The following is a 7,966-nucleotide window of genomic DNA, read 5'->3' as shown; positions in this document are numbered from 1 at the left end:
AAGCTTAGAGAGAAAGAAGTAATTTATGCAAAAGATATAGAAGGAACTAGACATGATACAGGCAATAAGCTTGGATACATAGAAGCAATCATAGATTTTGCGCTTGATAGGCAAGATTTAAAAGATGAAGTCTTTAAAATGATAAAAGAAAAATGTAAGGAGATGGAAAAGGATTCGGTTGAACAGAATTAAACCAAAAAAACATTTAGGACAGCATTTTTTAATTTCAAAAAATGTTATAGAAAAAATTGTAGATGAAATAGATATTTCTCAGGAAGATATTATTGTTGAAATAGGACCAGGCACAGGTGCTTTGACCGAGGAAATCTTATTAAGAAATCCGAAGATTTTGTATGCCGTGGAAATCGACACGACAGTTTATCCGGTTTTAGAAGAAAAGTTTAGTAAATATTCAAATTTTAAGCTTATAAAATCGGATTTTTTTGATGTGAATCTTTACGAATTGATTTCCGATAAAGAAAAAATAAAGCTTGTAGGAAATTTGCCGTATAATGTTTCATCTTTGATGATTATTGACTGCGGGTTTAAGCTTGATATTTTAGAATTTTGTGTTTTTATGATTCAAAAAGAAGTGGCAGAAAAGTTGATAGCAAAACCAAAGACAAAAGATTATACATTTTTATCTGTATTTATTCAGACATTTTTCGATGTAAAATATATAATGAGCGTTCCGGCAAGGTTTTTTAACCCGCCGCCAAAAGTAACATCTGCAGTAGTAAAACTCACACCTAAACAAAACATAGTAATTAACAATGTGAAAAAATATAAAAATTTCGTATCTCATTTGTTTCAAAATAGAAGAAAGATGATAAAATCTAAAATTGAAGAAGGAATGTTGAATAAAGCAGGAGTTAGCCCAAATTTAAGAGCAGAAGAGTTATCGGTGGAAGATTTTATAAGAATCTTTGAGGTTGTGGAAAATGATGATAGGTAGCTTAGTTTTAGAAATTCATATACCCGACTCATCAAATCTCAAAGAAAAAAGAATGGTTGTAAGGTCTATAAAAGAAAAGCTAAGAAGTAAATTTAATGTTGCTGTTTCTGAAGTAGATAAACAAGATTTATGGCAATCTGCAGTGATTGCTGTTGTAACTGTAGCACCTGATAAACTTCAGTTAGAAAAGGTTTTAGGTTCTATCGTTGGTTTTATAGATGCAAACTTTCCACATTTGCATATAAATATACACAAGGAAATAATTTAAAAGGTGAGTTAAAATGAGAGAAAAGTCACACAGAATGGAAAAAGTAAATTCTATGTTGAAAAAAGAGCTATCTGAAATTATATCTGAAGAGATAGCATTGTCAAAGGATAATTTTATAACAGTGAGTTTTGTGGATACTACAGCAGACTTAAGCGAAGCTCAAGTTTTTATTTCTGCTTTAAAAGATGAGGAAGAAATTTTAGAAGTTTTAAATAAACAAAGTGGACACATAAGATACGTTCTTGGTAAAAGAATTAGAATCAAGAAAACACCGAAGCTATTGTTTAAAAAAGATATTTTTGAACTAAATATATCTTTATAAATGTATAATAGATTTTAAAGACAATTATGGAGTTTTCTTTTTTCGGCTTTAGGATGATACATTTTTACCCTTTCAGTCATCCTGATGACTTTAGTCCGAAGGATCTACTCCACTAAAGAAGGTTAGAAAGCGAGTAGAGATAATTCATGAATTGCCTGACGGTAAATAAGTAAAGTTTCTTCGCACGGCTAAGAATGATACTGTTTAGGAGCTTTTACCGGAAAGCAATAAATTAATCTATTTTTTCCAAACTGGATATGACTAATACACGACAAAGGGTGTTCCAAAATTTTTGCAAGCTTACCTTTTCGTATCACCCTGAGGACGAAGTCCGAAGGACCTCATTTTTGATTTTTTTATTCGAAAAGAAAAAGCATGAGATTTTTCGCCGGCTGCAGAATGACAAACAAGGCTACCCTTTCTTTGGTGCTTATCATTCAACCTTTCCTTGTCATCCTGAGGCCGTGAGGCCGAAGGATCTCTTTTAAATTCTATGAAAAACATTAATTTCTCACCCAAGGTGATGTATACAATATCGATATATGATATAATATTTTTTCTAATTTTTGTAAGGAGGATTATAAGATGGCTATTTGTCAAATATGTGGTAAAAAAACTGTTTTTGGAAATACTGTAGCACACTCAGCTACAACAGAAAGAAGAACTTGGAAGCCTAACCTTAGAAGAGTTAGAGTAGTTCTTGAAGATGGTTCTACAAAAAGAATTTATGTATGTGCTAAGTGTTTAAAAGCTGGAAAAGTTAAAAAAGCAGTATGATTTCACATTTGGGATTGGGAGATTTTTTTACGATTAAACTCCTAATCCCTAGTTTGTTGTTATCATAATGGATAATCAAATATTAGGCTTATTAGCTGCAATTCTTACAACTTCTGCATATCTTCCTCAAACTTACAAGGTAGCGAAAACCAAATCAGCCAAAGATTTCTCTTGGATGTGGTTGATTTTTATGTGGATTGGCATATTTTTATGGTTTATTTATGGACTAAGAATAAATAATCTTCCATTAATTTTAGCAAACGGAATTTCGATAATAAGTTTAACGATAATAGGTGTAGTTAAGTATGTTTATAGACAAAGCTAAGATTTATGTAAAAGCGGGTGATGGTGGTAATGGTTGTGTTGCATTTTTAAGGGAGAAGTATGTTCCTTTTGGTGGACCGGCTGGTGGCGATGGCGGAAAAGGTGGAGATATAATTTTAATTGCAGATAGTAGTCTTCAAACATTGATGGATTTTAGGTATAAAAGACATTACAAAGCAGAAAGAGGACAGCACGGCCAAGGTGGGAATAAAAAAGGCAAAGATGGAGAAGACTTAATCTTAAAAGTACCTGTCGGAACTGTTGTAAAAGATGCTGAAACTGGAGAGATTATAGCTGATTTAGTAAAGGAAGGTCAATCTGTTGTGGTTGCAAAAGGTGGAAAAGGTGGAAGAGGAAATGCAGCGTTTAAGTCTCCAACAAACCAAACACCGATGGTTGCGGAAAAAGGAGAGCCGGGCGAAGAAAAATGGATAGAGCTTGAGCTTAAGCTTTTGGCAGATGTTGGAATTATTGGATTTCCTAACGCAGGAAAATCAACTTTAATATCTATTCTGTCCAAAGCAAGACCAAAAATAGCAGATTATCCATTTACAACTCTTACACCCGTTCTTGGAGTTTTACAGCTTGATGTTAATGACTATTTAGTTTTGGCAGATATTCCAGGACTCATAGAGGGTGCTTCAGAAGGACTTGGCTTAGGTCATGAGTTTTTAAGACACATTGAAAGAACAAAATTTCTAATTCATCTAATAGATGTGTCAGATTTTAGAGAAAGGGACCCTATTGACGCTTTTATCATAATTAATAAAGAGCTTGAAAAATATTCTCAGGACTTGATAAAAAAACCTCAAATAGTAGTTGCAAATAAAATAGATGCTTTATCTGATAAAAGCTTATTAGATAATCTTGAAAAGTATTTTTCTGAAAGAGGTTGCCCTTTTGTTGCAGTATCTTTGATTACAAGAGAAAATATAGATAAGCTTGTTAAGTTGATTAGAGAAGCAAGAGATAAAATGAAGAAAGAGGAAACTAATGAGAGTGTTATTTTGGGGAACGCCTGATTTTGCAGTTAAAAGTTTAAAAGCGTTAATAGAATCCAATCATCAAGTCGTTGGAGTTGTTACTCAACCTGATAAACCGAGAGGAAGAGGACAAAAAATCCAGCCAACACCGGTAAAAGAGGAAGCCCTAAAATATAATATTCCAGTATTCCAACCTGAAAAAATAAAAAACAACCAAGAATTTTTAGAAACGGTCAAAAAACTTAATCCAGATATTTCGGTAGTCGTTGCTTATGGAAAGATTTTGCCGGAAGAGATAATTAACATACCAAAGTATAAAACAATAAACGTTCACGCATCACTTTTGCCAGAATACAGAGGAGCAGCACCAATTCAAAGAGCAATAATGGAAGGTAAAGATAAAACAGGTGTTTGTATAATGGAGATAATAAAAGAACTTGATGCGGGGGATGTTTACGCATGTAGAGAAGTTGAGATAACAGAAGATGATGATATTATAAGCCTTCATGATAAATTGGCAGGAGAAGGAGCAAGATTGCTTATTGAAGTGTTAGATAAAATAGAAAAAGGAGAAATAGATAAAAAACCACAAAACCACGAAAAGGCAACCTACGCAAAACCGATAGAAAAATCAGAAGGAAAAATAGATTTTAGCAGGTCAGCAAAAGAAATCTTTAATCAAATTAGAGCTTTAAAAGTATGGCCAAAAGCCTATGCTAAATTTAGAGATGAAGAAGTCAAAATCTTAGACGCAAAAATTGTTGAGTGTAATGTAAACGCTTTACCGGGAGAGATAATAAAAGCCGATGAGAAAGAGGGAATAGTAGTAAAAGCCGGCAATGGATGTCTTTTATTGAAATTAATACAATTTCCAAACTCAAAGCCAATAACAACTCAAGACGCAATCAGAGGATACAAGATAAAAGTCGGAGAAAGGTTTGAGTAAATTTAGAAAATAGGATGGTCTGAAAATTAATCAAGTTAAAATATTTTATCAATGATACCTTGGGTGATAAATTAGCGTTTTTTATAAAATTTAAAAATGAGATCCTTAGACCTTACGGCCTCTGGATGACAAAGAAAGGTTAATTTATAAGCGTCAGAAAAAGGAAGACCTTATATGTCATTCTGAGCGAAGCGAAGAATCTCATGTTTTTATTGAACTTCTCGCCAGACTTATCAATTTAAGTTAAAATATTTTATCAATGATTATACAGGAGAAGGTTTTGGAGAAAGAAAACCACTTGGTAATTTGGGGAAGAAATCCAGTAATAGAAGCACTTAAAGCCGGAAGAAGTCTTGAAAAAATTCTTATTGCCCACGATTCACATCCACCAAGAGAGTTGTTAGAGCTTGCAAATGAGAAGAAAGTAAAGGTGCAAAGAGTATCAAGGCAAAAGATTGAAGACCTTGCAAACACTAAGAAAACACAAGGTGTTGTTGCACTCGTAAGTCCAATAAAATATTACGATGAAAATGAAATTATAGATAAAACAATAAAAGAAAAGGGTATTATGTTAATCTTAGACCATATTACAGACCCTCAAAACGTAGGAAGCATCTTAAGAACAGCAGAAATTTTTGGAGTAAGTGGAGTTATAATCCCTAAGGAACGGTCAAGTCCTATAAATGAAGTAGTAATAAAAGCATCTACGGGGGCAGTTTTTCATCTTCCGATTGCAAAAGTTGGAAGTTTAAGAAATGTAATTGAAAAATTTAAAAAGAAGGGTGGTTGGGTTGTTGCTGTTGAAAAAGGTGGAAGAAATATAGCTGAGATAGACTTTCCATATCCGATTGCGTTAGTAGTTGGCTCGGAAGGAAAAGGAGTTTCAAAATCTATATTAGAAGAAGCGGATATTATTGCAACTATTCCAATGGTTGGTAAAATAACATCTCTAAACGTTTCAAATGCAACGTCAATAGCATTATGGGAATTATTTAAAAGGAGAATAAAGGATGGAAAAAACAGTTAAAAAAGTAAAAAGAATAGAAGGGTCTTTAAGAGTCCCGTCAGATAAATCTATTTCACACAGAGCAATAATTTTATCTTCTTTGGCAGATGGTATATCTATTGTAAAAAACTTTTTGAAGGCTGGTGATACTCTTACAACTGTAAACGCATACAGAAAACTTGGGGTTGAAATAGTAGAAAAAGAGGGTGTCTATTATATTCATGGAAAAGGTTTAGATGGACTCAAAGAACCTGATGATTTTCTTGATATGGGAAACTCTGGAACAACTACAAGATTAACGCTTGGAGTATTGGCTGGGTTTAATTTTTTTACTGCACTAACAGGTGATGATAGTCTAAGAAAAAGACCTATGAAAAGGGTAGCAGAGCCACTTTCTAAAATGGGTGCAAAAATAGATGGAAGAAAAGATGGTAATTTACTTCCAATTTCTATAAGAGGTGGAAAACTTACAGGAATAGATTTTTTTAATGAAAAAATGTCGGCACAGGTAAAGTCAGCTATTCTTTTGGCCGGACTTTTTGCAAAAGGAGAGACAACAGTTATAGAACCTGTAATTTCAAGAGACCATACAGAAAATATGTTAAACAGTATGGGAGCATATGTAAGTAGAGAATTTACAAAAGACGGATATAGAGTAACTGTCAAAAAAGCAGATAAGCTAAATCCTATACATATAAACGTACCTGCCGACCCATCTTCGGCGGCATTTTTTGCAGCTGCAGCATCAGTTATTCCAGGGTCTCACATAGAGTTAAAGGATGTTTTGGTAAATCCAACAAGAGATGGATTTTTTAGAAAGTTAAAAGAAATGGGGGCTAAGGTAGAATACAAAAACAAAAGAGATGAAGCAGGTGAGATAGTAGCAGATATCTATGTTAGCTATCATGAATTAAAAGGTGTAAAAGTAAAGCCTAAAGAAGTTCCTTCAATGATAGATGAAATTCCACTGCTTGCAATCATTGCAACTCAGGCAGAAGGAGAAACAGTAATAACCGGTGCCCATGAGCTTAGAGTAAAAGAAAGCGACAGAATTAAATCAGTAATAGAAAACTTTAAACGCTTAGGGCTTGAAGCAGAAGAACTTCCAGATGGTATGATAATAAGAGGAAAACAGAAAGTAAAAGGTGGAATCGTAGATTCTTATAAAGACCATAGAGTAGCAATGGGCTTTGCAATTCTTGGATTAGTAAGTGAAGAAGGAATTACAATAAAAGATGCTGATTGTGTTTATATATCTTATCCAGAATTTTTTAACCACTTAGAAAAGGTAAGCAAGTAGTACAAAAGTGGAAAATGTATTACCCTGAGACTGCTGTAAAAATTCTTTAAGCTCATCTTTACAACATCCTGAGGACTTTAGTCCTAAGGATTTAAAAAAAAAAGCGAGAAAGTGGATACAGGTAATTCATGAATTGCCCACACAATTAACACATAAGAGGTAAAAAGACGAAGACCCTTCACCGACTACAGAATGACAGGCAAGATAATATCTCTATCAGATTGCTAACTTTTTAGTTAATTATTTTCTTGACCAGGAGCAGATAAGATTATATTTTCAATTTCATCATTAGAATTATTTTGCTCTTTAAGAATAATATTTTCCGTATTATTTCTGCCCTTTTTCTCTTTATCTTTATATAAAAGTTTTTCAGAAATATCTGATTTTTTATTATCTGAAAATTCTTTATTACTAATTTTCGCTTCAACTTTATCATGGTTTTCATTATCATCCAATTTTTGTTGTGGTTCATAGTTCTTGTATTCTATTCCTAAATTTTTAGCAATTAAACCTGCAAAGTATTTGGCGCCTTTTTTATTTAGATGGACTTTATCAGTTACAAACAACTCTTCCTTTTCTCTGCTATAACTATACCAATCTATGATTTTAACATTCTTATATTCCGATGCAATTTCCTTAAATGTATTGTTAACCTGATTTTGCCATGGTCTTGGAACTTTTACAGTGATTAAATATATTTCTTTATCTTTAAGTTTTTCTATCACACTCTCTAAATCTTTTTTACTAACATAACCATTATTGCCAAGAGCAATGACAATTTTATTATACTTATCTAACTTTCCGCTTTCTAATAAAGAATAAATTTCTTTAAACTGTCTTCCTACTTTAGCATCTATGTATGCATTTTTTAAAAAATCTTGAACATACTTTGATGCACCAAGTAAAACAGAATCTCCTATTAAGATTATTTCACCATTTGAATTTCCAACTTCAATATTTTTTATCTCTTCCAAAGGATTTTCTTCGTTTTCCTTAGTATTATCTTTTTGAGATTTTTCATCTAAACTGCTGACATTTATCTCTTCAGATACAACTTTATCATTACTTATAGACAAAAATGCAGC

At 32.7% G+C, this 7,966-nt stretch carries 9 protein-coding genes and 2 pseudogenes; 10 read left to right on the top strand and 1 reads right to left on the bottom strand.

Going from position 1 to position 7,966, the window contains the following annotated elements:
• From SULYE_RS08360 to aroA, 10 genes and pseudogenes are all read left to right on the top strand, one after another.
• Window positions 1-192 (top strand): annotated as a pseudogene (locus SULYE_RS08360) (UTP--glucose-1-phosphate uridylyltransferase); the annotation flags it as partial.
• Window positions 179-955, top strand: coding sequence for a 16S rRNA (adenine(1518)-N(6)/adenine(1519)-N(6))-dimethyltransferase RsmA (rsmA, locus tag SULYE_RS03990; RefSeq protein WP_007546745.1), 777 nt, complete (start codon window positions 179-181; stop codon window positions 953-955). The pseudogene SULYE_RS08360 and the gene rsmA, both read left to right, overlap by 14 nt.
• Window positions 942-1,223, top strand: a complete 282-nt coding sequence (locus tag SULYE_RS03985) for a DUF503 domain-containing protein (protein WP_007546743.1) — start codon at window positions 942-944, stop codon at window positions 1,221-1,223. The genes rsmA and SULYE_RS03985 overlap by 14 nt, the downstream gene beginning before the upstream one ends.
• Before the next feature lie 13 nt (window positions 1,224-1,236).
• Window positions 1,237-1,545 carry a 30S ribosome-binding factor RbfA gene (gene rbfA, locus SULYE_RS03980; RefSeq protein ID WP_007546740.1) on the top strand — a complete coding sequence of 103 codons (309 nt, stop codon included), beginning with the start codon at window positions 1,237-1,239 and terminating at the stop codon, window positions 1,543-1,545.
• 585 nt (window positions 1,546-2,130) lie between these two features.
• The gene (rpmB, locus tag SULYE_RS03970) at window positions 2,131-2,322 is read left to right on the top strand and encodes a 50S ribosomal protein L28 (RefSeq protein ID WP_007546735.1); all 192 of its coding nucleotides are present in this window, start codon (window positions 2,131-2,133) and stop codon (window positions 2,320-2,322) included.
• Between the two features lie 67 nt (window positions 2,323-2,389).
• Window positions 2,390-2,647, top strand: a complete 258-nt coding sequence (locus SULYE_RS03965; protein ID WP_007546734.1) for a SemiSWEET family sugar transporter — start codon at window positions 2,390-2,392, stop codon at window positions 2,645-2,647.
• Window positions 2,628-3,668 carry a GTPase ObgE gene (gene obgE / locus SULYE_RS03960; RefSeq protein ID WP_007546733.1) on the top strand — a complete coding sequence of 347 codons (1,041 nt, stop codon included), beginning with the start codon at window positions 2,628-2,630 and terminating at the stop codon, window positions 3,666-3,668. The genes SULYE_RS03965 and obgE overlap by 20 nt, the downstream gene beginning before the upstream one ends.
• Window positions 3,640-4,575: a methionyl-tRNA formyltransferase gene (gene fmt / locus SULYE_RS03955; RefSeq protein ID WP_007546732.1), complete on the top strand. Its 936-nt coding sequence runs from the start codon at window positions 3,640-3,642 to the stop codon at window positions 4,573-4,575. The genes obgE and fmt overlap by 29 nt, the downstream gene beginning before the upstream one ends.
• Before the next feature lie 280 nt (window positions 4,576-4,855).
• Window positions 4,856-5,602 carry a 23S rRNA (guanosine(2251)-2'-O)-methyltransferase RlmB gene (gene rlmB, locus SULYE_RS03950; protein ID WP_007546731.1) on the top strand — a complete coding sequence of 249 codons (747 nt, stop codon included), beginning with the start codon at window positions 4,856-4,858 and terminating at the stop codon, window positions 5,600-5,602.
• Window positions 5,586-6,881 (top strand): 3-phosphoshikimate 1-carboxyvinyltransferase, encoded by a 1,296-nt coding sequence (gene aroA / locus SULYE_RS03945; protein ID WP_007546730.1) that lies wholly within the window; start codon window positions 5,586-5,588, stop codon window positions 6,879-6,881. The genes rlmB and aroA overlap by 17 nt, the downstream gene beginning before the upstream one ends.
• Before the next feature lie 236 nt (window positions 6,882-7,117).
• Here the strand turns inward: aroA and SULYE_RS08355 are convergent.
• Window positions 7,118-7,966, bottom strand: a pseudogene (locus SULYE_RS08355) (hypothetical protein); the annotation flags it as partial.

The sequence above is a fragment of the Sulfurihydrogenibium yellowstonense SS-5 genome (genome assembly GCF_000173615.1).
Lineage (GTDB): Bacteria > Aquificota > Aquificia > Aquificales > Hydrogenothermaceae > Sulfurihydrogenibium > Sulfurihydrogenibium yellowstonense.
The sequence above is the reverse complement of the archived record's forward strand: the minus strand, read 5'-3'. Positions and strand labels throughout refer to the sequence as shown.